The sequence below is a fragment of the Geodermatophilus sp. SYSU D00696 genome, from assembly GCF_054050235.1.
Genome location: NZ_JBJGYY010000001.1, coordinates 68,059 through 93,399, shown reverse-complemented (window position 1 = coordinate 93,399; position 25,341 = coordinate 68,059). Strand labels below are relative to the sequence as shown.

The 25,341-nt window shown below is 76.5% G+C and carries 21 protein-coding genes; 11 read left to right on the top strand and 10 right to left on the bottom strand.

Translation table 11 applies throughout. The features are described 5' to 3' along the window. The first annotated feature begins 19 nt into the window (after nt 1-19). Complete coding sequence (locus ACI79O_RS00395) at nt 20-1,396, top strand: FAD-dependent oxidoreductase (protein WP_456885796.1); 1,377 nt, start codon at nt 20-22, stop codon at nt 1,394-1,396. 156 nt (nt 1,397-1,552) lie between these two features. Continuing rightward, nucleotides 1,553-2,026, top strand: coding sequence for a DUF3237 domain-containing protein (locus ACI79O_RS00390; RefSeq protein WP_456885794.1), 474 nt, complete (start codon nt 1,553-1,555; stop codon nt 2,024-2,026). A 12-nt stretch (nt 2,027-2,038) separates the two neighbouring features. On the opposite strand, the gene ACI79O_RS00385 is transcribed toward ACI79O_RS00390, so the two are convergent. After that, complete coding sequence (locus ACI79O_RS00385; protein WP_456885792.1) at nt 2,039-3,181, bottom strand: MalY/PatB family protein; 1,143 nt, start codon at nt 3,179-3,181, stop codon at nt 2,039-2,041. Nucleotides 3,182-3,238: 57 nt separating this feature from the next. Here ACI79O_RS00385 and ACI79O_RS00380 point away from each other — a divergent pair, with 57 nt between their 5' ends. Next, nucleotides 3,239-4,162, top strand: coding sequence for a diacylglycerol/lipid kinase family protein (locus ACI79O_RS00380; RefSeq protein ID WP_456913077.1), 924 nt, complete (start codon nt 3,239-3,241; stop codon nt 4,160-4,162). On the opposite strand, the gene ACI79O_RS00375 is transcribed toward ACI79O_RS00380, so the two are convergent. Both ACI79O_RS00375 and ACI79O_RS00370 read right to left on the bottom strand, forming a co-directional pair. Further along, nucleotides 4,148-5,164, bottom strand: a complete 1,017-nt coding sequence (locus tag ACI79O_RS00375; RefSeq protein WP_456885788.1) for an LLM class flavin-dependent oxidoreductase — start codon at nt 5,162-5,164, stop codon at nt 4,148-4,150. The genes ACI79O_RS00380 and ACI79O_RS00375 overlap by 15 nt on opposite strands. Nucleotides 5,165-5,196: 32 nt before the next feature. Next, a complete protein-coding gene (locus ACI79O_RS00370) occupies nt 5,197-6,654 on the bottom strand; it encodes a M1 family metallopeptidase (RefSeq protein WP_456885786.1) in 1,458 nt (485 codons plus the stop codon). Nucleotides 6,655-6,872: 218 nt separating this feature from the next. On the opposite strand from ACI79O_RS00370, the gene ACI79O_RS00365 reads away from it, so the two are divergent. After that, nucleotides 6,873-7,988 carry an alpha/beta hydrolase fold domain-containing protein gene (locus ACI79O_RS00365; RefSeq protein WP_456885783.1) on the top strand — a complete coding sequence of 372 codons (1,116 nt, stop codon included), beginning with the start codon at nt 6,873-6,875 and terminating at the stop codon, nt 7,986-7,988. Between the two features lie 120 nt (nt 7,989-8,108). Further along, complete coding sequence (locus ACI79O_RS00360; protein ID WP_456913076.1) at nt 8,109-9,287, top strand: glycerophosphodiester phosphodiesterase; 1,179 nt, start codon at nt 8,109-8,111, stop codon at nt 9,285-9,287. Between the two features lie 42 nt (nt 9,288-9,329). On the opposite strand, the gene ACI79O_RS00355 is transcribed toward ACI79O_RS00360, so the two are convergent. The 5 genes from ACI79O_RS00355 to ACI79O_RS00335 form a co-directional block, all read right to left on the bottom strand. After that, nucleotides 9,330-9,917, bottom strand: coding sequence for a peroxidase-related enzyme (locus ACI79O_RS00355; RefSeq protein WP_456913075.1), 588 nt, complete (start codon nt 9,915-9,917; stop codon nt 9,330-9,332). 18 nt (nt 9,918-9,935) lie between these two features. Further along, nucleotides 9,936-11,531 (bottom strand): diguanylate cyclase, encoded by a 1,596-nt coding sequence (locus tag ACI79O_RS00350; RefSeq protein WP_456913074.1) that lies wholly within the window; start codon nt 11,529-11,531, stop codon nt 9,936-9,938. Nucleotides 11,532-11,535: 4 nt separating this feature from the next. Further along, nucleotides 11,536-13,068: an ATP-dependent DNA ligase gene (locus tag ACI79O_RS00345; RefSeq protein WP_456913073.1), complete on the bottom strand. Its 1,533-nt coding sequence runs from the start codon at nt 13,066-13,068 to the stop codon at nt 11,536-11,538. 82 nt (nt 13,069-13,150) lie between these two features. Next, entirely contained in the window at nt 13,151-13,465 is a 315-nt protein-coding gene (locus ACI79O_RS00340) for a DUF2795 domain-containing protein (RefSeq protein ID WP_456885774.1), read from the bottom strand. Between the two features lie 37 nt (nt 13,466-13,502). Next, nucleotides 13,503-14,702: a GAF domain-containing protein gene (locus ACI79O_RS00335; RefSeq protein ID WP_456913072.1), complete on the bottom strand. Its 1,200-nt coding sequence runs from the start codon at nt 14,700-14,702 to the stop codon at nt 13,503-13,505. 105 nt (nt 14,703-14,807) lie between these two features. Here ACI79O_RS00335 and ACI79O_RS00330 point away from each other — a divergent pair, with 105 nt between their 5' ends. From ACI79O_RS00330 to ACI79O_RS00310, 5 genes are all read left to right on the top strand, one after another. Continuing rightward, a complete protein-coding gene (locus ACI79O_RS00330) occupies nt 14,808-16,631 on the top strand; it encodes a flavin-containing monooxygenase (RefSeq protein WP_456913071.1) in 1,824 nt (607 codons plus the stop codon). A 121-nt stretch (nt 16,632-16,752) separates the two neighbouring features. After that, on the top strand, nt 16,753-17,139 hold the full coding sequence (locus ACI79O_RS00325; protein WP_456877376.1) for a DUF6394 family protein: 387 nt from the start codon (nt 16,753-16,755) through the stop codon (nt 17,137-17,139). Between the two features lie 68 nt (nt 17,140-17,207). Continuing rightward, on the top strand, nt 17,208-18,932 hold the full coding sequence (locus ACI79O_RS00320) for a potassium channel family protein (RefSeq protein WP_456913070.1): 1,725 nt from the start codon (nt 17,208-17,210) through the stop codon (nt 18,930-18,932). Between the two features lie 24 nt (nt 18,933-18,956). Next, nucleotides 18,957-20,156: a low temperature requirement protein A gene (locus tag ACI79O_RS00315; RefSeq protein ID WP_456885767.1), complete on the top strand. Its 1,200-nt coding sequence runs from the start codon at nt 18,957-18,959 to the stop codon at nt 20,154-20,156. Nucleotides 20,157-20,246: 90 nt separating this feature from the next. Beyond that, on the top strand, nt 20,247-20,591 hold the full coding sequence (locus tag ACI79O_RS00310) for a hypothetical protein (protein WP_456913069.1): 345 nt from the start codon (nt 20,247-20,249) through the stop codon (nt 20,589-20,591). Nucleotides 20,592-20,725: 134 nt separating this feature from the next. On the opposite strand, the gene ACI79O_RS00305 is transcribed toward ACI79O_RS00310, so the two are convergent. Continuing rightward, a complete protein-coding gene (locus ACI79O_RS00305; RefSeq protein ID WP_456913068.1) occupies nt 20,726-22,225 on the bottom strand; it encodes a DUF222 domain-containing protein in 1,500 nt (499 codons plus the stop codon). Nucleotides 22,226-22,353: 128 nt separating this feature from the next. On the opposite strand from ACI79O_RS00305, the gene ACI79O_RS00300 reads away from it, so the two are divergent. Continuing rightward, nucleotides 22,354-23,025, top strand: coding sequence for a hemerythrin domain-containing protein (locus ACI79O_RS00300; protein WP_456913067.1), 672 nt, complete (start codon nt 22,354-22,356; stop codon nt 23,023-23,025). On the opposite strand, the gene ACI79O_RS00295 is transcribed toward ACI79O_RS00300, so the two are convergent. After that, the gene (locus ACI79O_RS00295) at nt 23,000-25,312 is read right to left on the bottom strand and encodes an ATP-binding protein (RefSeq protein ID WP_456913066.1); all 2,313 of its coding nucleotides are present in this window, start codon (nt 25,310-25,312) and stop codon (nt 23,000-23,002) included. The two genes, ACI79O_RS00300 and ACI79O_RS00295, sit on opposite strands and share 26 nt — an antisense overlap. Nucleotides 25,313-25,341 lie beyond the last annotated feature (29 nt).

Genomic DNA, 25,341 nt, shown 5'->3' with positions numbered 1-25,341 from the left:
ACCGTCCTAGCCTGCGGGGGTGAGCACCCGACTGGTCGTCATCGGTGGCGACGCCGCCGGAGGCAGCGCGGCGTCGCAGGCCAAGAAGCGGCGTCCCGACCTCGACGTCGTCCTGTTCGAGCGCGGCCGCGCGACCTCCTACTCCGCCTGCGGCATCCCGTACTGGATCTCCGGCGCGGTGGAGCGCGAGGCCGACCTGGTCGCCCGCACGCCCGAGCAGCACCGCGCCAACGGTCTCGACGTCCGCATGCGCACCGAGGTCGTCGGCATCGACACCGACAAGGGCGTCGTGCACTGGCGCGACCTCGACGCCGGCACCGAGGGCACCGAGCCCTACGACGACCTGGTGTACGCCACCGGCAGCGTGCCGATGCGCCCGCCGGTCGAGGGCATCGACGCCGAGGGCGTCTACGGCGTCCAGGTGCTCGACGACGGCGTCGCGCTGCGGGCCGAGCTCGACAGCGGCCGGGTGCGGCGGGTGGTCGTCGTCGGCGGCGGCTACATCGGCCTGGAGATCGCCGAGGCGTGCAAGGAGCGCGGCCTCGACGTCACCGTCGTCGACCGGTCGGCCACGCCGGTGGGCACCTTCGACCCCGACGTCGGCCGGTACATCGCCGACGCCGTGCGGGAGGAGGGTGTGGAGCTGGTGCTCTCCGACGGCGTCGCGGCGATCGACGTCGGCCCCGACGGGCGGGCCCGCGCGGTGGTGACCGGCAGCGGCCGGGAACTGCCCGCCGACCTCGTCGTCCTCGGCCTGGGCGTGCGGCCCAACGTGCGGCTGGCGGAGGAGGCCGGCATCCCGCTGGGCACCTCCGGCGGCATCGCCGTCGACGCGCAGATGCGCACCCAGACGCCGGGCGTGTGGGCGGCCGGCGACTGCGTGGAGTCGGTGCACCGGCTCTCCGGGCAGCGGGTCGTCGTCGCGCTGGGCACGCACGCGAACAAGCAGGGCCGGGTGGCCGGCATCAACATCGGCGGCGGCTACGCCACCTTCCCGGGCGTCATCGGGACGGCGATCACCCGCACCTGCTCGATCGAGGCCGCGCGGACCGGGCTGGCCGAGGAGGAGGCGCGCGAGGCCGGGTACGAGTTCGTGACCGCCGCCGTCGACTCCACCACCAAGGCCGGCTACTTCCCGGGCGCCAAGCCCATCCGGGTCAAGATGACCGCGGAGCGGCGCACCGGCCGGCTGCTCGGCGCCCAGATCGTCGGCAAGGAGGCCGCCGGCAAGCGGATCGACGCCCTCGCCATCTGCATCTGGAACGAGATGACCGTCGACGAGGTCCTGTCGCTGGACCTCTCCTACGCGCCGCCGTTCGCCCCGGTCTGGGACCCGGTGCTCATCGCCGCCCGCAAGGCGTCCGAGGCGGTGGAGGCCGACCTGCGCTCCTGCTGACCGGCAGGTCTGCCGGTCACCGGGAGGCGGACCACGCGTACGCGCCGTCCCGGGAGCGCCCGGGCGTGCACGGGACCCTTGACGCCCCGTCCCGCGCGGCGGACCGTCCCGGTCCCGGGCGGGCTCCCGGCCCGCCCCGTCCTGGGGAGGGACGCCATGCCGCACCTGGTACCCGAGTTCGACTACCACGCCGACGTCGAGCCCCACCCGGTCGGCCCCGGGCCCTACGGCAACCGCCTCGAGGGGACGATCACCGGCGGCGAGATCTCCGGCGAGCGCCTCAAGGGCAGGATCGTCGGTGGCGGTGCGGACTGGATGCTGGTCGGCAACGACGGGTTCGGCCGGCTCGACGTGCGCACCACGATGCAGACGGTGGACGGCGCCCACGTCTACTTCCAGTACGGCGGGCTCCTGCAGCTGACCCCGGCCGTGCTGGCGCTCATGGGCGGCGGGGACACGGCGACGGACTTCGGCGACCAGTACTTCGTCACCACCCTGCGCCTCGAGACCGGTGACGAGCGCTACGCCTGGGTGAACCAGGCGGTGTTCGTGGGGGAGGGGCGCCTGGTGCCCGGGAAGCGGGTGGAGTACCGGATCTACCGGGTCGCCTCGGGAGAACAGGCGACCTGACCGGGGAGCACCTCAGCCCAGTGCGGCGGCCATCCGCTCGACCACCGCGGCCAGCACCGGCTCGGGCGTGGCCAGGTCCATCCGCACCGCGCCCCGGCCGGCGGCGCCGCACCGGGCGCCGTCGACCACCGCCACGCCGGCCTCCGCGAGCAGCAGGTCACCGGGCGCGTCGACGGGGAACCCCTCCAGCCAGGCCAGGTAGGTGCCCTCGGGCGGGCGGTACCGGATCCCGGGCAGGTGCGCGGCGACGAGGTCGGCGAGCAGCCGGCGGTGCCGGTCGAGGACGGCGAGGGTGTCGTCGAGCCAGGCGACGCCGTCGCGGTAGGCGGCGGCGTTGGCCACCGCGCCCAGCGTCGAGGCGCCGTGCTCGACGGGGTGGCCCACCCGCGCCCACGTCGCCGCGTCGGCGTCGTTGGAGAGCACGAGCTGCGCGCACTTGAGCCCGGCGAGGTCCCACGCCTTCGACGCGCTGGTGGCGGTGACCGCGTGCGCGGCCGGGACGTCGCCGAGCGAGGCGTAGGGCACGTGCCGGTGGCCGGGGAAGACCAGCGGCGCGTGCACCTCGTCGGAGAAGACGCGCCCGCCGTGCCGGTCGACGACCTCGGCCACGGCGAGCATCTCGGCGGGCTCGAGCACCCGGCCGATCGGGTTGTGCGGGTTGCACAGCACCAGCAGGTGCCCGCCGGCGCGGAAGGCGGCGCCGAGCGCGTCGAGGTCGTAGACGTACCGGTCGCCGTCGCGGGCCATAGGCACCTCGATCACCTCCCGGCCCAGCGCCGGCGGCACCTCGAGGAAGGGCATGTAGGCCGGCGTCGGCAGCACCACCGGCGAGCCCGGCCGGGACAGGTGGGTGATCGCCGCGGCCAGCCCGGCCAGCACGTCGGGCAGGGGCCGTACCCGCTCCGGCGGCACGGCCCAGCCGTAGCGGTCGCGGGCGAAGCCGCACCAGGCCTCGGCCACGTCGTCGGCCAGCCAGTCGGGCAGGTAGCCGAACAGGCCCCGGCCGACCGCCTCCTGCAGGGCCCGGGTCACCGCCGGCGCCGTCCCGAGGTCGGACTCGGCCACCCACGCGCCCAGCGCCTGCGGGTGGCGGGTCCACTTGAGGCTCCCGCGCCGCCGCAGGCCGGCCACCACGTCGTCGACGTCGCTCGTCACGGTGGCGATCCTGCCCGGGCGCACCAGGGCGGCGCGCGGGCTGGGAGGGTGCCTGTCGTGGACCTGCTGGTGGTGGCCAACCGCAACGCCGGGAGCGCCGACGAGGAGCGCCTGGCCCGGGCCCTGGAGGTGCTGCGCGCCGGTGCCGACGTCGAGGTCGCGGCGACCGCCGACGCCGCCGACCTCGACCGGGTCGTCGCCGGCCGCGCGGGCCGCCGGCTGGTGGTGGCCGGTGGCGACGGATCGGTGCACGCGGTCGTGGCCACGCTCGACCGGGCCGGCGCGCTCGACCCGGCCGACCCCCTCGGCATCGTCCCTCTCGGCACCGGCAACGACCTCGCCGGCGCGCTCGGGCTGCCCGACGACCCGGCCGGCGCCGCGCGGTGCGTCCTCGGCGGCGACCCGCGCCGGCTGGACCTGCTCCGCGACGACGCCGGCGGCGTGGTGGTCAACGCCGTGCACGCCGGCATCGGGGTGCGCGCCGCGGACGAGGCCGCCGGGCTCAAGGAGCGGTTCGGCGCGCTGGCCTACCCCATCGGGGCCGCCGTCGCCGGGCTCGCCGGCGCCGAGCACCGGCTGCGGGTCACCGTCGACGGCGCCGTGGTCACCGCGCCGGACGGCTGGGCGGCCGACGGCCGCACGCCGCTGCTCGTGGTCGGCGTCTGCAACGGGCCGACGGTCGGCGGCGGGACGGCGCTGGCGCCCGGGGCCGACCCCGGCGACGGGCTGGCCGACGTCGTGGTCAGCGCGGCCACCGGCCCCGCCGCCCGCGCCGCCTACGCGCTGGCGCTGACCGCGGGGCGGCACCTCGACCGCGACGACGTCGTCCGCGTCCGCGGGCGCGAGGTGGCCGTGTCCGGCGAGCCGGTCGCCCTGGACGCCGACGGCGACCTGCTGCCGCCGGTGCCGGCGCGCACCTGGCGGGTGGCGGCGGGCGCCTGGTCGGTGCCCGTCCCGCGCGCGGGGTCAGGCCGCCGGTGACCAGCCCAGCAGCGGGCCCAGGCGGGTGGCGACGGCGGTGAGCATCTGCTCGTAGTCGGCCTCCGCGAAGCTGAACGGCAGCGCGAAGACCACCTCGGTGACCTCCCGGAACCCCTCGTGCGCGTACAGCGCCTCGGCGACCTGCTCGGCGGTGCCCAGCAGGTCGGCGGCGAACAGCAGCCGCGCCGGGCCCTGCGGGCTCCGGGTGCGCGGGGTGCGGGCCGCGACGTAGGCGGCGTAGCGCTCCCGCTGCTCGGGCGTCGCGCCGTCGGTCGGGATGACGACCAGGCCCTGGGACACCCGGCCGGTGCCACCGGCGTCCCGGTAGGCGCGGATCTGCCCGGCCTGGATGGCGGCGAAGTCGCTGCGGTCGTCCTCGGCCTTCACCACGCTGCTGGTCAGCAGGTTCGTGCCGGCCCGCCCGGCCCACCGCGCCGAGCGGGTGCTGGCGCCGCCGTACCAGATCCGGCCCCGCAGGCCGGGGGAGTGGGGCTGCACCCGGTCCGACCACTCCTCGACGACCCCCTCGCGCCCGGAGAAGGAGGCGGCCGGCTCGCCCGCTACGAGCCGCAGCAGCCGCTCGACCCGGGTGTGGGTGAAGTCCTCGGCGTCGGCGGTGTCGGGGTAGAGCGCGGCCTTGACGTCGTCCCAGTGCATCGGCGGCCCGACGCTGACCCCGGGGTGGAGCCGGCCGCCGGAGAGCACGTCGACGGTGGCGAGGTCCTCGGCCAGGCGCAGCGGGTTCTCCCAGCCCAGCGGGGTGACGGCGGTGCCGAACGCGATCCGCGACGTCCGCTGGGTCAGTGCCGCCAGGACGGCGACCGGCGAGGAGATGCCGTACTGCAGGTGGCGGTGGCGCAGCCAGGCGCTGTCGAACCCGAGCCGCTCGCCGAGCTCGACCATCCGCAGCGTGGCCTCGTGGCCGGCGCGGGGCTCGGCCGGGTCGAAGGAGCCGATGGTGAGGAAGCCGAGGTGCTCGAGCGGGGTGCCGGGGGCGGGCATGACGCCGATCCTGCCCGCCCCCGGCGGTCGGCTCAGTAGCCGACGGGCTTGGCCGGGGTCACCACCCAGTCGGTGAAGAAGCCGTCGAGCTGCTGCCCGCTGACCTCCTCGGCCAGTGCGACGAAGTCGGCCGTGGTCACCGTGCTGTCGGCGTTCTCGGTGGCCCAACGCTCCAGCAGGGTGAAGAAGGCCGCGTCGCCGATGCGGGTGCGCAGGGCGTGCAGCGTGGCCGCGCCGCGGTTGTAGACGGCGGAGGCGAACAGGCCGGTCGGGCCGGGATCGCTGACCACCGTCCGCCAGAACGAGCTGGTCGCCGGCTGGGCGTAGACGGTGGTGTAGCGCGCCTGCGCGGTCCGGCCGCCCCGGCTCTCCTCCCACATCCACTCGGAGTAGGTGGCGAAGCCCTCGTTGAGCCAGATGTCGGCCCACCGCTCGGGGCTGACGCTGTTGCCCAGCCACTGGTGGGCCAGCTCGTGGGCCACGGTGCCCTCGCGGGCCTGCCCCGAGTACACCGGCCGGGTCTGGGTCTCCAGGGCGTAGCCGACGCTGTTGTCGTCGACGATGGCGCCGTACGAGGTGAACGGGTAGGGCCCGTACAGCTCGGAGAAGAAGGCGATCATCGCCGGCTGCTGCCCGAGGCTCGCCTCGGTGGTGGTCCGCTGCGCCGGGGTCAGCCCGGTCTCCACGTAGTTGAGGATCGGCAACCCGCCGGGGCCGGTCTGGGTGCTCAGCGTGTAGTCGCCGATCGACGCGGTCGTCAGGTAGCTCGCCGTCGGGTCGGTGGCCCGCCAGGTCCACGTGGTGCGGCCGTCGACGGTCACCGGCCCGCCCACCGGCTCGCCGTTGGCGATCGCCGTCTTGCCCTCCGGCACGGTGATCCGGAAGTCGTAGGTGGCCTTGTCCGTCGGCACGTCGTTGACCGGGTACCACGTCGGCGCGCCCTCGGGCTGGTTGGCGACCAGGACGCCGTCGCCGAAGGTGACCCAGCCGTAGAGGCCGCCCTCGATGTCGGTGGGCTGCCCCGGGTTGCCGCTGTAGACGACGGTGACCTGGTGGGTGGTGCCTGCCCTGAGCTTCGGCGCGGCCTGCACGACCAGTTCGCCGCCGCGGCCGTCCGCGCCGACCAGCAGCTGCTGGTAGCGGGCGGGCTTGCCGTCGACCAGCACCGAGGAGGCCGTGAGCCCGCGCAGGTCCAGCGAGAAGCTCGCCAGGTCGGCCGTGGCGGTCAGGGTCATCACGGCGGTGCCGTCGAGCCGGCCCTCCGCGGGCGTCGCCCCGGGGAACCACGACAGCCCGAGGTCGTAGTGCTGGACGTCGTACCCGCCGTTGCCCGCCGCCGGGAAGTACGGGTCCCCGCCGGAGGTGCTGCCGTCGGCGTAGCGCGGCTCGCCGGGCGCTCCGGGAGCGGCGGCGGCCGGAGCGGCTCCGGCGACGAGGGCGGTCGCGGCGACGAGCGCGGCGGTGGTCAGGGCTGTCCGGGGTGTGCGCACGTATCTCCTCCTCCAGGGCCCACGGCGGGCCGGTCCGGACACCGTAGGGCCACGTAACGGATGCGTCACGGGCCGGTTCCGTCGCGACCCGCCGACGAAGACCTGACACCGGCGTGATCCGCGCCACTACGGTCGCCGGCACGACGGCTGCCCCACCCCGGGTGTTCCTGACGGCGCCTGCGGCCGCGGCCGGTCCCCGGAACCGCCCAGGAGGAACCGTGACGACGACGTCCGACCCGACGACCCGCACCCCGCTGCCCGGCCGGCTGGGGGACCCCGCCGCCGAGTACCGCACCGACGACCGCGCCGACCGCCGGCTGCGCGAGGCCCTCGCGCGGTACGGCCTCGACGCCCAGGCCGCGCCGCCGCCCTTCCCGCGGGACGCGCCGCTGGAGGACCGGCTGGCCTTCGTCCGGGGTGCCCACGACGCCTTCGAGCAGCTGTACGCCGCGGTCGCGCAGGAGGAGACCCACCGCGACGACGTCACCCGCACCACGCACACCGCCCCCGGCCGCGGGGGCAACGCGATCCCGCTGTACGTCTTCCGGCCGGCCGGCACCGAGGGGCAGCCGCTGCCCGGGCTGGTGTACCTCCACGGCGGCGGCATGACGATCCTCGACTGCGACAACCGGCTGCACACCCGCTGGTGCGAGGACCTCGCCGCCACCGGCCTGGTCGTCGTCGCCGTCGACTTCCGCAACGCCGTGAGCACCGACGGCCACGCCCCGTTCCCGACCGGGCTGCACGACTGCGCCGACGCGCTCACCTGGCTCGACGCCCACCGCGGCGAGCTCGGGGCGACCTCGCTGGTGCTGCAGGGGGAGTCCGGCGGGGCGAACCTGTGCCTGGCGTCGGCGCTGCTGGCCAAGCGGGAGGGCCGGCTGGACGCGATCGCCGGCGTCTACGCGATGGTCCCCTACATCTCCGGTGGCTACGGCTGGGACGACGACGCCAAGCGCGCCGAGCTGCCCTCGCTGGTGGAGAACGAGGGCTGGTTCCTCAACACCGCGATGATGGACGTCCTGGTGTCGACCTACGACCCCGCCGACGAGCACCGCCGCGACCCGCTGGCCTGGCCCTACTTCGCCACCGTCGAGGACCTGACCGGGATGCCGCCGCACGTGGTCACCGTCAACGAGCTCGACCCGCTGCGGGACGAGGGCATCGCCTACTACCGCCGGCTGCAGGCGGCCGGCGTGCCGACGATCGGCCGGGTGAACCTGGGGCTCACCCACGCCGGCGAGCTGGTCTTCAAGACCGCCGTCGGGGACGTCTACGACGCGACCGTCGCGGACATCGCGCGCTTCGCCCGGAGCCTGTCGCCGGCCGGGTAGCCCGCGGCCCCGGCTTCACCGGGTGTTCGCCGCGCCGTCGGCGGGCCGTCCACCTCGACCGGATGAGGTGCCTGACGGGCCGCCGGCGAGGGGCGCCGGTGCGAGCCCGCGGAGGCAACCGTGCCCGTACCGTCGCGTCGCCGCACCGGCGTCGTCGTCGCGCTGACCGCCGTCCTGCTCGCGCCGGCCGCGCCGGCCGCGGCGGCACCGCCGTCCACCCCGCCGGGGCAGTCCGAGGGCAGACCCGCCGACGGCGGGCGCGCCGACGGTGCCGGCGACCTGCTCGTCATCGGCCACCGGGGCGCGTCGGGGTACCGCCCCGAGCACACGCTGGCCGCCTACGAGCTGGCCGCCCGCATGGGTGCGGACTACATCGAGCCCGACGTGGTCAGCACCCGCGACGGCGTCCTGGTCGCCCGGCACGAGAACGAGATCTCGGGCACCACCGACGTCGCCGAGCGCCCGCAGTACGCCGACCGGCGCACCACCAAGGTGATCGACGGCGTCGAGCTGACCGGCTGGTTCACCGAGGACTTCACCCTCGGGGAGCTGCGCGGCCTGCGCGCGGTGGAGCGGCTGCCGGAGCTGCGCGAGGAGAACACCCTCTACGACGGGCTGTACCAGGTGCCCACCCTCGACGAGGTCCTCGAACTGCGCGAGCGGCTGAGCCGGGAGCTGCGGCGGGAGATCGGCGTGTACATCGAGACCAAGCACCCGACCTACTTCGACTCCATCGACCTGTCGCTGGAGGAGCCGCTGGTCGCCGACCTGGACGAGGCAGGCCTGGACCGGCGCCGCTCGCCGGTGTTCGTGCAGTCGTTCGAGACGGCGAACCTGCGCGAGCTCGACGAGGTCGTCGACGTGCCGCTGGTGCAGCTGCTCTCGGCCAGCGGCGCGCCCTACAACCTGGTGGCCGCCGGCGACCCGCGCACCTACGCCGACCTGTCCACCGCCGAGGGCCTCGCGGAGATCGGGAGCTACGCCGACGGGGTCGGGCCGGAGAAGGCGCAGGTGATCCCGCGGCTGCCCGACGGCACCCTGGGCGAGCCCACGTCCCTGGTCGACGACGCGCACGCCGCCGACCTCCTCGTCCACCCCTACACCTTCCGCAACGAGAACCAGTTCCTGCCCACGGACCTGCGCGAGGGTGACGACCCGGCCGACTACGGCCGCGCCATCGAGGAGCACCTGGCGTTCTGGGCGACCGGGATCGACGGGGTGTTCACCGACAACCCCGACACCGGAGTGGTGTCCCGGCAGCTGTTCGCCGACGGCGTGCGGGCCGACGACGCCGCCTGAGCCGGCGCCGCCCCGGTGGCGGCGGGCCGCCTGCCCCGGCCGTCACCGGGGCAGGCGGCCCAGCAGGTGGAACTCGGGGTTGGGCGGGATCGCGGCGAAGTGGGCCAGCCGGTTGGACAGCGCGAAGAAGGCGGTGATGGCGCCGACGTCCCACACGTCGTCGTCGGTCAGGCCGACGGCGCACAGCCGGTCGAGGTCGGCGGCGGTGACCGCGGCGGGGTCGGTGGCCAGCCGGACGGCGACGTCGAGCACGGTGTGCATGCGCTCGGACAGCGGCGCCTTGCGCCAGTCGACGGAGACCAGGTCGGCCAGCAGCGGGTCGCGGGTGCGGATGCGCGCGATCGCCCCGTGCGCGACGACGCAGTAGGCGCAGTCGTTGGCGGCGCTGGTGGCCACCACGATCAGCTCGCGCTCGCCGGTGGACAGCCCCGGGGTGTCCTTGTCCATGAGCGCGTCGTGCATCGTGAAGAAGGCGCGCGCCTCGTCGGGGCGCCAGGCCAGCGCGGCGAAGACGTGCGGCAGGAACCCCGAGCGCTCCTGCACGTCGGCGTAGCGCTCGGCGAGGTCGGCCGGCAGGCCGGCGGGGTCGGCGAGGGGGAAGCGGCTGATCGGGGTCTGCTCGGCGGTCACCCGGCCAGCCTGCCGGGTTCAGCCCGTGACGACGACCCGGTCCCGGCCGGCCCGCTTGGCCCGGTAGAGGCGGGCGTCGGCCAGGCCGAGCAGCTGCGCCGGCGTCCGGTCGGTCACCTCGGCGGTGCTCGCCGCGCCGACGCTGACCGTGACCGGCAGCCCGCCGGTGAGCCCGGCCCACGGGTGCGCGGCGACCGTGCGGCGGACGGTCTCGAGGTGGGCGGTCGCGGCGCCGGCGTCGACGTCGGGCAGGACGAGGAGGAACTCCTCGCCTCCCAGCCGGGCGGCGAACGAGCCGCTGCCGCCGGGCGCGCCGGTCTCCTGCAGCAGCGTGGCCACCGCGCGCAGCACCTCGTCGCCGACGGCGTGGGAGCAGGTGTCGTTGACCCGCTTGAAGTGGTCGAGGTCGAGCAGCGCCACCCACACCCGGCCGGCGCCCTCGGCCAGCAGCCGGGGGAGCTCCTCGTCGACGTAGCGGCGGTTGTACAGGCCGGTGAGCGGGTCGCGCAGCGACAGCTCGCGCCAGCGGCGGCTCTGCCGGCGCGCCTCGGTGGTCTCGTACACCGCCTGCAGCGCGCGGGCGCGGGCCTCCCGCTGCGCCGACTGCAGCTCCACGAGCTCGGCGACGTAGCGCTTGTGCTCCTCGAACGCGGCCCGGTGGTCGCCCTCGGCGGCGTGCAGCTCGGCCTGCTCGGCGCGGGCCCGCACGCGGATCGAGGTCAGGCCGTGCTCGGCGCACCGCCGGACGCACTCGGTGAGCGCGTGCCGCGCGTGGTCGAGGGCGCCCCGGCGGCGCTGCACCTCGGCGAGGGTGAGCAGGAAGTCCGCGCCGGCGTCGCCGTCGGAGGAGGCACCGAGCACCTCGGGCGCGAGCCCGGGCAGCAGCACGGCCTCGGCCTCGGCCAGCCGGTCGAGGCCCATGAGCGCCCGGGCCACGGTGTCGAGCCGGCCGACCTCGAGCTCCGCGCCGTGCGCGGCGGCCAGCGCCTGCAGTCGCTCGCTGTGCACCAGCGCGTCCTCGAACCGGCCGGCGAGGGTGTCGGTGTAGGAGAGGTTGTTGAGGATGCGCAGCTGCCGGTCGACGTCGCCGAGCTCCTCGGCCAGCCGCAGCACGGCGGTGTACCGCTCGGGGGCCGCGGGGTCGCGGGCGAGGCCGAGGACGTCGGCCAGCCGCACCAGGTGGTCGACCCGCAGCGCGGGCAGGGCGTCGTCGTCGAGCAGGTCGACCGCGGAGACGGCGTGCTCCAGCGCGCCGGCGAGGTCGCCGACCTCCTGGAAGACGGCGGTGAGCACGAAGGAGCTGCGGGCCAGCAGGCGCCGGTCGTGCGCCTCGGTGGCCCAGCGGTGGACCTCCGAGGCGGTCCGGCCGGCCTCGGCGACCGCGCCGCGGCGGCGCTGCAGGTCGGCGCAGACCAGCCGGGCGCGGTGCTCGAGGTCGGGCCGGTCGAGGTCCCGGGCGGCCTCGAGCACAGTATTGGCGCGCTCCGACGCCGACCCGGCCTCGAACCGGGTCAGCGTCTCGAGGTCGTCGAGGGCGGCCAGCAGCGGGGCGACGGGGTCGGCCGGCTCCGACCGGAGCGCCGGCCCGTCGGCCCGGCCCGCACGGATGAGCACCGCCTCAGCCTCCTGCCAGCAGCGCGCGGACCGCGTCGACCGTGTCGGCGTCGGCGGGGCTGCGGTCGGGGCGGTAGCGCAGCACCCGCGCGAAGCGCAGCGCGACGCCGCCGGGGTAGCGCGGGCTGCGCTGGGCGCCGTCGAGGGCGACCTCGACGACCAGCTCCGGCCGCAGCTCCAGCCCCCAGGGGTGCTCGGCGCGGGCGTGCCGGGGGAAGGTGCGGGTCTGCCAGTCGAGCAGCTCGTCGGTCATGCCCTTGAACGTCTTGCCCACCATCAGCGGGTCACCGCCGTCGGGGTCGCGGGCGCCGAGGTGGATGTTGGACAGCTTGCCGCTGCGCCGGCCGTACCCCCACTCCACGCCGAGGACGACGAGGTCGAGGGTGTGCACCGGCTTGACCTTCTGCCAGGCGCGGCCGCGGCGGCCGGCGGCGTAGGGCGCGTCCAGCGCCTTGACCACCACGCCCTCGTGCCCGGCGGCGAGCGCGTCGCCGAGCACCGCCGCGGCCTGCTCGGGGGTGGGCCGGCGGGCGCCGGGCATCCGCAGCGGCGCGGCGTCGTCGGCGGCCAGCAGCCCGTCGAGGACCTCGAGGCGGGTGGCCAGGGGCTCGTCGAGCAGGTCGCGGCCGTCGAGGTGCAGCACGTCGAAGAAGAACGGCGACAGCAGCACGCCGGCGTCGGCGCCGTCGCTGCCGAAGCGGCTCATCGTGTCCTGGAACGCGCGCGGGCGGCCGTCGTCGTCGAGCGCGAGCGTCTCCCCGTCGAGGACGGCGGTGCGGCAGGGCAGCGCGCGCACCCGCTCCACCAGCTCGGGCACCCCGCCGGTGACCTCCCTGAGCGTGCGGGTCCACACCCGGACGTCGTCGCCGTCGCGGTGCACCTGGACGCGGGCGCCGTCGAGCTTGTGCTCCACGGTGACCTCCCCGCCCAGGTCGGCGAGCGCCGCCTCCAGCGAGGAGCCGGGGGCGGCCAGCATCGGCCGCACCGGCCGGCCCACCCGCAGGCCGACGGCGGCCAGCGCCGGCTCCCCGCCGCCGAGGGCGGTCGCGGCGGTCTCGTCGAGCCGGCCGGTGAGCATCGCCGCGCGGCGCACCGTGGCCGGCGGCACCTCCGCGGCGGCGGCCACGGCGTCGAGCAGGACGCCCTCGAGCGCGCCCTGGCGCAGCTCGCCGCCCAGCAGCCCGGTGAGGAAGCGCTGCTCGTCGGCGGTGGCCGCCGACAGCACCTCACCCAGCAGCGCCTCGCGGCGGGCGGTGGCGCCGCTGCCGGAGGTGGCGGCGAGCGCGGTGAACGCGGCGTCGACCGCCGCGACGGTCAGCGACGGCGCGGACGCGGGAGCCGGCAGCGCCCGCGACAGCGTCCGCCAGCCGACGCCGACGCGTCCCTGCGGCAGCTCGCCGGCCAGCCACGCGGCGACCGGGCCCACCTCGCCGGGCGCGGCCGCGCGCAGCGCCCCCGCGATCGCCGCGGCCTTCGCCGTGCGGGCGCGGGTGGCCCCCACCGCGGCGGAGGCGGCGACGACGTCGGCGAGCAGCACGCCGACATGCTCCCAGCCGGGTACGACACCGCGGGACATCCCGCGCCGAACGCACCACCCCCGCGGGCGAGACCGGCCGGGGTCAGCCCGAGGTCCGCCCGGTGCCGGACCCCGCGTCGTCCGGGTGCCCGGTGAAGGCCGCGCGCGCGTCGGCGCGGGTCGCCTCGGCGGCGTGGGTCTCGACGTCGGAACGCGGGACCGCGGCCGGGCGCAGCGAGCGGACCACCTCGTCGACGTTGGCGAACGCCTCCCCGGGCGGCAGCGTCCGGATGCTGCGCAGCACCTCGTCGGGAGCGCCGTGCCGCCGGGCGGCATCCAGCAGCGCCTCCTTGTCGGCGGGGTAGTCGACCTCGCCCAGGTGTGCGAGCACGTCCGGCACGGGAACGGCGTCGGCCACGGGATCTCCTCGGGACGCGGGACGGGACGCCCCGGGGCTACCCGCGGCCGGGACCGGTACGCACCGTCAGCGCGACGCCGTCGGCCAGCCGGTAGGGACCGGTGGCGACCAGGTCGCCGACGACGCGGCGGAGCCGGGACACCTCGGCCCGCGCGGTCACCACGTGCCCGTCGTCGCCGAACAGGCCGCGGCCCAGCGCGGCGGCGTCCAGCCCCCGCGGGCCGGCGCCGGCCACGAGGGCGAGGACCTGCGCCTGCCGCCGGGTGAGCGCGGCCGACCACGAGCCCTCGCCGCCGGTGACCCGCAGCACCGGCCGGGCGGTGAGGTCCAGCTCGGCGGTGACCGGCGCGCGGGACTCCCGGCAGCGCAGCAGCCACCCCTCGCCCAGCCGCTCGGGGGTGCACAGCCCGAGCCCGGCCACCGCCATGGGCAGCCCGGCGCGCGGCGCGGCCACCCGCGGGCCGGCGGCGATCCCCGACCGGGCGGCCACCCAGCCGTCGTCGTCGACCACCAGCACCGGCCCGCGCACCGTCCCCAGCACCGGCTCGGCGGCCCGCCGCAGCCGGTCGAGGTGCTGCTCGTGCCGTCGCCACAGCCCGGTCTCGGCCAGCCGCACCGAGGTCTCCACCAGCGCGCCGATCGCCGGGTGCAGCGTGAGCGCCGGGCCGCTGACGTCGACGACGCCGAGCAGCTCCCCGGTGACCGGCGAGTGGACCGGGGCGGCCGAGCAGTACCAGGGGTGCTGGGCGGGCTCGAAGTGCTCGGCGGAGAACAGCTGCACCGGCGCGGCCTCGGCCAGCGCCGTCCCGATGGCGTTGGTGCCCACCGCGGCCTCGGTCCAGGTCGCCCCCTCGGCGAAGCCGAGCCGGTCGGCCCGCCGCCGGGTGGCCGCCGACCCGTCCCGCCACAGCACGACGCCGTCGGCGTCGGTGACGACGACCAGCCCGTGCGAGGCGTCGGCGACGCCGACCAGCACCTGGCGCAGCTCCGCGACGACCAGCGCCAGGCCGGACCCGTGGCGGCGCGCCTCCACCGCGTCGGGGGGCAGCGGGTCGCGGGGGCGCGGCCGGTCGGGGTCCAGGCCCAGGCCCAGCACGCGGGACCAGGACCGCTCGACCACCCGCCGCGGCCGCACCGGCGGGCGCCCGCCGGCGAGGACGGCGTCGTGCACCCGGGAGAGCACCCGGGCGTGCGTGGACAGGTCGGTACCGGGCGCGACCGCCGACCACGCGGGCACCGGCGCCTCCTCGGGCGTGCAATCCGCTGCAACGCTCCCGCTCCGGTCGGCGGCGCGCTGTGCTGGACATCACACCACGTCGGACCGGGACGAGGAGGTCTCTCCATGACGCAGACGCTCGACGCACCCCCGCAGAGCCCCGCGCGGCGCGCGGCCGAGTGGTTCACCGCCCTCGAGGACGCGCTGCGCGCCCGCGACGTCGAGCGGGCCGCCGGCCTGTTCGCGACCACGAGCTTCTGGCGCGACCTGGTCGCCTTCAGCTGGAACCTGACCACCGTCGAGGACCGCGCCGGGGTGACCGACCTGCTCACCGCCACGCTCGACCGCACCGATCCCTCCGGCTTCGTCGTCAGCGAGGACCCCCAGGAGGCCGACGGCGTCACCACGGCCTGGTTCACCTTCGAGACCGCGGTCGGCCGCGGGAAGGGCCTGGTGCGCCTGGTCGAGGAGGACGGGCAGCCGCGGGCGTGGACGTTCCTCACCACCCTGTACGAGCTGAAGGGCCACGAGGAGCCGCGCGGCCCGGGCCGGCCGATGGGCGCCGAGCACGGGGCGAACCGGCAGCGGCGGACCTGGGCCGAGCGCCGGGCCCGCGAGGCGGCCGAGCTGGGCCGCACCACCCAGCCGCACGTCCTCGTCGTCGGCGGCGGGCAGGGCGGCATCGCACTGGGCGCCCGGCTGCGCCAGCTGGACGTGCCCGCCCTCGTCGTCGACCGGCACCCCCGGCCCGGCGACCAGTGGCGCGGCCGCTACAAGTCCCTGTGCCTGCACGACCCGGTCTGGTACGACCACCTGCCCTACCTGCCGTTCCCGGACAACTGGCCGGTGTTCTCGCCCAAGGACAAGATCGCCGACTGGCTCGAGTCCTACGTGAAGGTCATGGAGATCCCGTACTGGGGCAGCACCGAGGTCCGCCGCGCGGAGTACGACGAGGCGGCCGGGGAGTGGACCGTCGAGCTCGTCCGGGACGGGGAGGAGCTCACGCTCCACCCGAGGGAGCTCGTGCTGGCCACCGGCATGAGCGGCAAGCCCAACGTGCCGGTGCTGCCGGGCCAGGACGTGTTCCGCGGCGAGCAGCACCACTCCTCGGCCCACCCCGGCCCGGACGCCTACGCCGGCAAGCGGGTGGTCGTCGTCGGCAGCAACAACTCCGCCTTCGACATCTGCGGGGCGCTGTGGGAGCACGGCGCCGACGTGACGATGGTGCAGCGCTCCTCGACCCACATCGTGAAGAGCGACAGTCTCATGGAGATCGGGCTCGGGGCGCTCTACAGCGAGGAGGCCGTGGCCGCCGGCATGACCACGGAGAAGGCCGACCTCACCTTCGCCTCGCTGCCGTACCGGATCCTGCACGAGTTCCAGATCCCCGCGTACGAGCAGATGAAGGAGCGCGACGCCGACTTCTACGACCGGCTCGAGAAGGCCGGGTTCTGGCTGGACTGGGGCGACGACGGGTCGGGGCTGTTCATGAAGTACCTGCGCCGCGGCTCGGGCTACTACATCGACGTCGGCGCCGCCGACCTGGTGGCCGACGGCGACGTGGAGCTGGTGCACGGCCAGGTCGACCACCTGACCGAGGACGCCGTCGTGCTCGACGACGGCACCGAGCTGCCCGCCGACCTCGTCGTCTACGCCACCGGCTACGGCTCGATGAACGGGTGGGCGGCCGACCTCATCTCCCAGGAGGTGGCCGACCGGGTCGGCAAGGTGTGGGGCCTGGGCTCGGACACCACCAAGGACCCGGGGCCCTGGGAGGGCGAGCAGCGCAACATGTGGAAGCCCACCCGGCAGCCGGGGCTGTGGTTCCACGGCGGCAACCTGCACCAGTCGCGGCACTACTCGCTCTACCTCGCGCTGCAGCTCAAGGCCCGGCAGGTGGGCATCCCGACGCCGGTGTACCGGCTGGCCGAGGTGCACCACGTGCGCTGAGCCGCCGAGCCACTGCGCGCGCTGAGCCCGCCCGGCGCCGGGGAGTCCGGTCTCCCCGGCGCCGGTGCGTGTCCGGCGCTAGGGTCGGCGCGGTCAGCACCGGGCCGGTCGCAGGAGCCGCATGAACCTCGAGAAGGTCGTGTTCGGGTTCTTCGTGCTGCTCGCCGCGACGCTGAACTTCGGGTTCTTCCTCGGCGACATCTCCGACCCCGCGCTGCACAACGTCTACGAGCTGTTCGCCGCCCTCGTGGTCAGCCTCATCGCGACGGTGCTCAAGTTCGGCGACCGCACGCAGATCGGCGCGGTCCACCTCGCCACCAGCCTGGTCGCCGACCTGCAGCTGGTGGCGGCCACCATCACCTGGGCCTGGGCGGTGCACGTCTCCGCGGACGGGCTCACCGAGGTGACGACGGCGAGCATGGTGTCGCTGTCGGGCGGGGCGCTGCTGGCCAACGTGGTCTCGGTGGTCCTGCTCGTCATCGAGACCGTGTCCTTCCAGCGGCACTGACCGCCGTGGACGCCGCGCCGCCGCCCCCCGTCACGACCCGCGGACGGCGTCGGCGCCGGCGGGCCCCGGTGGTGCCGCGCGCCGAGGGGTCGGCGACGGTGTTCGTCGTCCTCCGGCGGATGCGGGCGCCGCTGATCACGCTCATCGCCATCTTCTTCGTCAGCGTGCTCGGGCTGTCGCTGATCCCGGGCGTCGACGCGGAGGGCCGACCGGCCCGGCTGAGCCTCTTCGACGCCTTCTACGTCATGAGCTACACGGCGACGACGATCGGCTTCGGCGAGATCCCGTACGAGTTCAGCTACGGGCAGCGGCTGTGGGTGACCGGGACCATCTACCTGACCGTCGTCGGCTGGGCCTACGCGATCGGGTCGCTGCTGGCGCTGCTGCAGGACCGCGCGTTCCGGCAGGCGCTGGCGCTGCGGCACGTGTCCCGCAAGGTCAGCGCGCTGCGCGAGCCGTTCCTGCTGATCTGCGGCTTCGGGCAGGCCGGCGAGACGCTCGCGCGCTCCCTCGACGCCCTGGGCCGCCGGTTCGCCGTCGTCGACTGCGCGGAGAACCGCATCGACGCCCTCGAGATCGCCGGCCACCGGGCCGACGTCCCCGGGGTGGTGGGTGACGCCCGCGACCCGCACGTGCTCGGGGTCGCCGGGCTCGGGCACCCCTACTGCGAGGGCGTGCTGGCCGTCACCGGTGACGACGAGGCCAACCTCGCGGTCACGATGGCCGCCGCGCTGCTGCGCCCCGAGCTGCCGGTGGTGGCCCGCACGACGTCGGCGACGGTGGCCGAGCGGATGTCGGGCTTCGGGTCGCCGACGGTCATCAACCCCTTCGACCGGTTCGGCGACCACCTGCGGCTGGCGCTGCGGACCCCGGCCTCGTTCCAGCTCATGACCTGGCTGGAGAGCGGCCCGGGCGCCGAGCTGCCGCCCCGGGGGAAGGCGCCCGCGCCGGGCCGGTGGCTGGTGTGCGGCTACGGCCGGTTCGGCCGGCACTTCGCCTCCGACCTGCGCGCGGAGGGCCTGGAGGTGACCACGGTCGATCCCTCGCCGGAGGAGGAGCCGACCATCGTCGGGGACTCCGCGGACCCCGAGACCATCCGGCGGACCGACCCCGCGTCGGCGGTCGGGCTGGTCGCGGCGACCGACAACGACACGACGAACCTCTCGCTGGTGGCCGAGGCGCGGCGGCTCAACCCCGACCTGTTCGTCGCCGCCCGCCAGAACCAGCCCGCCGACGCGGCGCTGTTCGCCGCGATGGAGGTCGACGCGCTGCTCGTGCCCACCGAGGTGGTCGCGCACGACGCCTACGCCCGGCTCAGCACGCCGCTGCTCTGGCGCTTCCTGCGCGAGCTGCCCCGGCAGACCGACGACTGGTCGGCCGGCGTCATCGACCGGCTGCTGGAGGCGTGCGGCACCCACCTCGAGGCGCTGTGGAAGGTGCGGCTCACCCCGGACGACGCGCCGGCGCTGCACCCCCACCTGGTCGGCGGGCGGTTCCGGCTCGCCCACCTGCTGCGCAACCCCGCCGACCGGGACACGACGCTGCTGGCGGTGCCGCTGCTGGCGCTGCGCGGGGACGAGGCACTGATGGCGCCCGACGGCGGCCTGGTGCTCGAGCCCGGCGACGAGCTGCTGTTCGCCGGCCGGGCCGCGGTGCACCGGGAGGTGGAGGCCACGCTGTTCATCGACGGCGTCGCCGACTACCTCGTCACCGGCCAGCGGGTGCCGTCGAGCTGGATCTGGCGGAAGCTGAGCCGGTCGAGGCCCGTGCCGGACGCGACCCCCGCGCCCTGACCGGCCCGCTACGGGGGGAGTTCCATGGCCGGCGTCCGGACCTTCTTCGGCGGCCGCGGCGGCGACGCCGTCCGGCCGCCGCGGCTGCGCACCGACGACCACCGCTCCGCCTCGCGACTGGAGCTGTTCTTCGACCTCGCGTTCGTCCTGGTGGTCGCCGAGCTGGCGATCGCGCTGCGCGAGGACGTGACCGTGCACGGGTTCGCCGTCTTCGCGGGCCTGTTCGCCACCGTCTGGTGGTCGTGGGTGAGCTCGACGCTCTACGCCAACCGCTTCGACCACGACGACGTCGTCTACCGGCTGTACAAGCTCGCCAGCATGGCCGCCGTCGTGGGGCTGGCGGCGTCGGCGTCGGAGGCGACGGGGGAGCGGTTCACCGTCTTCGTGCTCTGCCACGTCCTGCTGCGGGTGCTGCTGCTCCTGCAGTACCGCCGGGCGCACGTGCACGTCCCCGAGGCGCGACCGATCACCCGGCTGTACCTGCTCGGCGCGGGCGCCGGTGCGGTGCTGTGGGCGGTGTCGCTGGCGGTCCCCCGGCCGGCCGCGTACGCGCTGTGGGCGGCCGCGGTCCTGGTCGAGGCGCTGGTGCCGCTGCTCGCGACGCGGTCCTCGGCCGACGTGCCGCTGCACGTCGAGCACCTGCCCGAGCGGTTCGCGCTGTTCGTCATCCTCGTGCTCGGCGAGCCGGTGGCCGCCGTCGCCCACGGGCTCTACGACGCGAAGTGGTCGGCCGCCGCGCTGCCGGTGGCCCTCCTGGGGTTCGTGCTCGCCGTGGCGCTGTGGTGGAGCTACTTCGACCTCGCCGGCGCGCGGGCGAAGAAGCTGCTGGGCGAGGCCGGGGAGTCCAACGGCGCGCACTCCCACGACGTCTACGTCTTCGGGCACCTGCCGCTGACGCTCGCGCTCGCGTCGGTGGGCGCGGGTCTGGAGCTCGCCGTGGTGGAGGCCGCCGCCGGTGAGGTGCCGGCCGGGACCAGGCTGCTGGTCGCCGGTGGGGTGGCGGCCTACCTCGTCTCGGCCAGCCTCACCGCGTCGGCGATGACGGGACGGGTACGACACGGGTGGTGGTGGCCGCTGGTGGCCGCGGTGGTGGCCGCGCTCGACGCGCTGCTCGAGTTGCCGGCGTGGGTGGTGATCGGTGCCCTGGCCGCCCTGGTGTCGCTGGTGGTCGTCGTGGGCCTGGTGCAGCGCTCGGCGGGGGAGCTGGAGACCGAGGAGGTCTGAGCCCGGCGGTGCGCAGGGACCTCCGACCCTCCCGCCGGCCGGTGGTGCGGCGTGCACTGGACCCGGCCTGCCGTGCACGGAGGGAGCGCCATGACGAGGTCCAGCACGCCGCCGCCCGGTGAGGGCCGGTACCGGGACATGTCGCCGGAGGAGAAGCTGATCGCGCAGTGGGAGGCGCAGCACGACGTCGCCGCGCGCGGCTCGCGGTGCGACCCGCTGGGCCTGCAGCACCAGCTCAGCCGCGAGCGGCTCGCCGACCGGACCCGGTCGGGCGCCCGCCGGCCCCCGGAGCAGGCGACGGCCGCGCCGCCCGCCCGCGAGCCGGTCGCGTCGGCCTCCGCCGACCTGCCGCAGGCCGAGCTGCCGCCCGCCGAGCCCCCGCCCGCCAAACGGCACCCGTGGCGGCGGTTCCGGCACCACGCGTCGGAGCACTGAGTCCGGGCACTCTCCCTCGACGTGGCGACAGGTCGAGTCGTCGACCCGTCGCCACGTCGAGGTGTCCGCACGTCGAGGTGTCCGCACGTCGAGGTGTCCGCACGTCGAGTCGTCGTCTTGTCGACCCGGGCGGCTCAGAACGGCGGGGGTTCGTCCGAAGCCGGTCGGCGGAGACCCGGCGGTCGCGTCACCCGGGTGACGCCGCTGGGTGTGGTGACGGTCAGGACGCCGTCGTCGTCCATCGCGAAGGCCCACCCGCGGGCGTGGGTCTTCAGCCGGTGGTGCCGTTCGCACAGACAGCAGAGGTTCGTGCAGTCGGTGAGCCCGCCGCGGCCGTGGGGGGCCACGTGGTCGAGGTCGGTCGAGGCGGCCGGTCGACTGCAGCCGGGCATGCGGCAGGTGCGGTCCCGGGTGGCGACGAACCGCCGCTGAGGTCGGCTGGGCCGGTAGCCGTCGACCTCCGCCGGTCGGCGCAGCAGTGTGCACCGGCAGACCGGACCAGGGTGGTCGGTGCAGCCGCGGCGGGCGAGCCTGACCAGTTCACCTGCGGGGACCACGGCGCGCAGGGCGCCGGTGCGTGGGTCGGTGAGCGCGACGTCCAGGCAGCCGCCGGCCGGGGCGCGTAGTCCGCCTGGGCAGGCTGCGTCGAGCTGGGCGAGGACCTCGCGCAGGTGGGCGGCGGTGATCGGCTCGCCGTCGATCTCGGCCGGGTCCGCGCCCGGGGTCCCGGCCAGGGCCGGGAGCGGTGCCGACACGGTCACGTGCGCGGTCACCGCCGGGCGCGTGGTGTCCCATGGGCGCAGCACGAGATCGGTGAGCACCCCGGCGCGCAGCACCCCCAGCGGGGCGGTGGCGCCGGCGTCGGCGGCCAGCCGGGCGTGGCGGTCGAGGGTGTCGCGGACGGCGCAGGCGTCCTCGTGTGGCAGCAGGGTCACCAGTTCGGACATGCCGTCGCCGACCGGCCGGACCCGGACGTCCGCCGACTGCCGGGCCTCCCGCCGCCGCCGTTCGGCCGCCCCGGCGTCGAGCCGGACCAACTCCCGGCGCACGGCGGCCCGCAGCGCGCGCACGCCGAGGTCCATCGCACCGGGCAGCACGGCGGCCTCGACCGCGGCGACCACCCGTGCGGGGTCACCGCGGCGGACCGGCTCGGACAGCTCCGCGGCGATCGCCCGGGCCCGTGACCAGTCGACGAGGCCGTCGGCGAGCGCCGCCCAGGTCGCGGTGAGGTGCCGGGTGAGCAGCAGCGCGATCTCGCACCGCACGCTGGCCTCGGTGACCGAGCAGCGCAGCAGTTGGGCCACCTCGTCGACGGTGAACTCACCCATCCCGGCCAGGCCGCCCTCCGACCACGAGGCCGGGCGCTCCCGACCGGGGCGGTCGTCACCGGGGTCGAAGAAGTCGGCCCGGGCGCCGGCCAGCTCGGCGATCAGGGCCACCTCGTAGGCGGCCAGCGCCGAGCGGACGTCCTGGATGCGGCCCAGCTCGAGGGCCTGCGTGGCCGGTGCCCAGGTGCCGACCTGCAGCACGTCGGTCAACCGGAAGGGCCGGGCGCCGTCCTCGTGGGCAGACGCCGCAGCGGGCGGCCGCGGCACCTCCGCCACCGCCAGCCCGACCCCGTAGCCCTCGAACACGTCCCGGACGCTAGCCCGGGGGTACGACAGGAACGGGGTCCTGACCAGCACGGACACCGTGGAGTGTGGGAGAGGTGTGGGGCCGCTGTGGGTGGGACGTGCCGACGGCCGCCGACAGGCTCGACGCCATGACGAACACCGCTCCCGCCCCCGTCCCGATGGCCGACGTCCGCGACATGTACGTCGTCCACCGCGCCTTCCGCCGCGAGTTCCGGCTGCTGCCCGAGCTGGTGCGCGCCGTCGTGCCGGGCGACACCGACCGCGCCGCCGTCCTCGCCGGGCACGCCCGCCTGGTGCTGCAGGGCCTGCACCTGCACCACACCGGTGAGGACGAGTACCTGTGGCCGACGCTGCTCGAGCGCTGCCCGCCCGACGCCGAGGTCGTGCACCGCATGGAGGCCCAGCACGAGCAGGTCGAGCACCTCATCGAGCGGCTCGGCCCCGCGCTGGACCGCTGGGAGGTCGAGGCCCGGCCGGCCGTCGCCGAGGAGGTCGCCGGCTCGATCGACGCGCTCCGCGAGGTCCTGCTCGTGCACCTGGCGGAGGAGGAGCGGGAGATCCTCCCGCTCGCCGAGCGGCACGTCACGCAGGCGGAGTGGGCGCGGCTGGGGGAGCACGGGCAGGAGGTGATGGCGAAGAAGGACCTGCCGATCCTGTTCGGCGCGCTCGTCGAGGAGTGCAGCCCGGAGGAGCGGGAGATGATGCTCGGCGTCGTCCCGTTCCCCGTCCGCGTCCTGCTGCGGACCGTCTTCGCCCGGCAGTACCGGCGCTACGTCAGCCGCGTCCGGGGGACCCGCTGATCCCGCGGGCCAGGGCCGGGACGTCCTCCGGGCGCAGCAGCCGGCCGGCGTCCCAGGCCCGCCCGAACGCCTCCTCGCCCAGCGTCGCGCGCACCTCCGGCAGCACCACGCGGACCAGCTCCAGGTCGGGCGGGAAGGCCACCGCCACCGACGCGGCCTCCGCCGTCGCCGAGCCCGCGGCGAACAGCCGCGCCGCCAGCTCCGGCGACCCGCGGCGGGCCGCGACGACGGCCAGCCCCGGCAGCGTGTACGCCAGCGTCCAGGTGGTGCGGACCTCCGCGGCCAGGTCCGCGGCCTCGGTCCACCGGGCCAGCGCGGTGTCCTCGTCGCCGGCCAGCTGGGCGAGCGAGGCCTGCACGTTGAGCACCGTGGCCAGCGTGAACGGGCTGCCCAGCTCGCGGGCCAACCGCTCGGCGCGGGCGAGCTCGGCGGTGCCCCCGCCGAGGTCGCCGGCCTGCAGCAGCAGCTGCCCGCGCGCGGTCACCGCGTGCGCCCGCGCCCACGCCTGACCGGTGTCGTCCGCCCGGCGCTCCGCCTCGTCGAGGTCGACGGCGGCGGCGTCGAGGTCCCCGAGGAAGACGGCGGCCGACCCGGTGAGCACCAGCGCGAGCGCCCGCAGGTCCGCGGCCCCGGCGTCGGCGGCGGCGCCCGCGGCGTCGGAGGCGGCCGCCCGGGTTCCCGGGATGTCGCCCGACGCGTAGCGCAGCGCGGCGAGCCCGAGCAGCAGCCGGGCGGCGTCGTCGGGGGCCAGCCCGGCCGGGGACACCTGCGCCACCCAGCCCAGCCCCTCGGCGGCGCCGCCGCGCACCGCCCAGTACAGCCACGTCGCCTCGGTGAGCCGGGCGACGTCGGCCACGCGCCCGTCCGCCACCAGGCGGCCGAGGGCGGCGGCGAGGTTGCCGTGGTCGCGCTCGAGCCGGTCCAGCCACGGCCCCTGCTCCGGCCCGGTCAGCCCGTCGCGGGCACCGGCCGCGAGGTCGAGGACGGCGGCGGTGGCCCGGCCGGCGACGGCGTCGGCCTCGCCGGAGGCCGCGAGCCGGGCCGCGGCGTACTGGCGGACCGGCTCGAGCAGCCGGTACCTGGCCTCGGGCCCGTCCTCGACCACCACCAGCGACTGCTCCACCAGGCCGCCCAGCTCCGGGACGACGTCGTCGCCGCCGGCCACCGCCCGCGCCGCGCCCAGGTCGAACCCGCCCGCGAACACCGCGAGCCGCCGCAGCAGCGCCTGCTCGCCGGCGGTGAGCAGCTCGTGGCTCCAGTCGAGCGCGGCGCGCATCGTGCGCTGCCGCTCGGGCAGGTCCCGCGAGCGGCCGGCGCCCAGGGCGTCGTCGAGCCGGCCGAGCAGCGCCGACGGCGGCAGGTAGCGGGCGTGCGCCGCGGCCAGCTCCAGGGCCAGCGGGAGCCCGTCGAGGCGGCGGCAGATCGCGGCGACGGCGGCGGCCGCGGCGTCGTCGAGGGCGACCCTGCGGCCGGCGGCGGCCGCCCGGTCGAGGAAGAGCCGCGCGGCGGGGGAGGCGGCGACGGTCGCGGCGTCCGCGCGCGCCGGGACCCGCAGCGGGCCGAGCGGGTACTCGCGCTCGGCCCGCACCCGCAGGGGCGCGCGGCTGGTGGCCAGCACGGCGAGCCCCGGGCAGCGGGCCAGCAGGCCGGCGACCTCCGGTGCCGCGTCGAGGACGTGCTCGGCGTTGTCCAGGACGACCAGGTGCCGGCGGGCGCCCAGCCGCGCGGCGACGGCGTCGGCCACCGGCCCGGCCGGCCGCTGCCCGCCCAGCGCGCGGGCCAGCTCGGGCAGCACCAGCCGGGCCTCGCGCACCGGCGCGAGCTCGACGACGGCGACGCCGTCGGGGAAGTGCGGGGCCAGCGCCCGTGCCGCGGCCAGTGCCAGCGTCGTCTTGCCGACGCCGCCGGGGCCGGTGAGCGTGAGCAGCCGGGTCGCGCCCGACCGCAGCAGCCCGCCGACCTCGGCCAGCTCCGCGTCCCGGCCGACCAGCGGCGTCGGGAGGACGGGGAGGTCCCGCGCGCTCCCGGTCTCGGCGGGCGCCGGTCCGCCGGGACGCGCGGCCGCGGTCAGGGCCGCGCGGTCGGCGTCGTCGAGGGCCAGTGCGTCGGCCAGCGCGCGGAGGGTGTGCGGGTACGGGCGGCGCCGCTCCCCGCGCTCGAGCGCGCTCACGGCCTTGGCGGTCAGGCCCGCCCGGGCGGCGAGCTCCTCCTGGCTGAGCGCGGCCCGCTCGCGCCACTGCCGCAGCATCCCGGCCAGGGGGCCGGGGCCGGGCCGGGAGGTGCTCATCGGCGGGGAGGGTAACCGGGCGCGGTCCC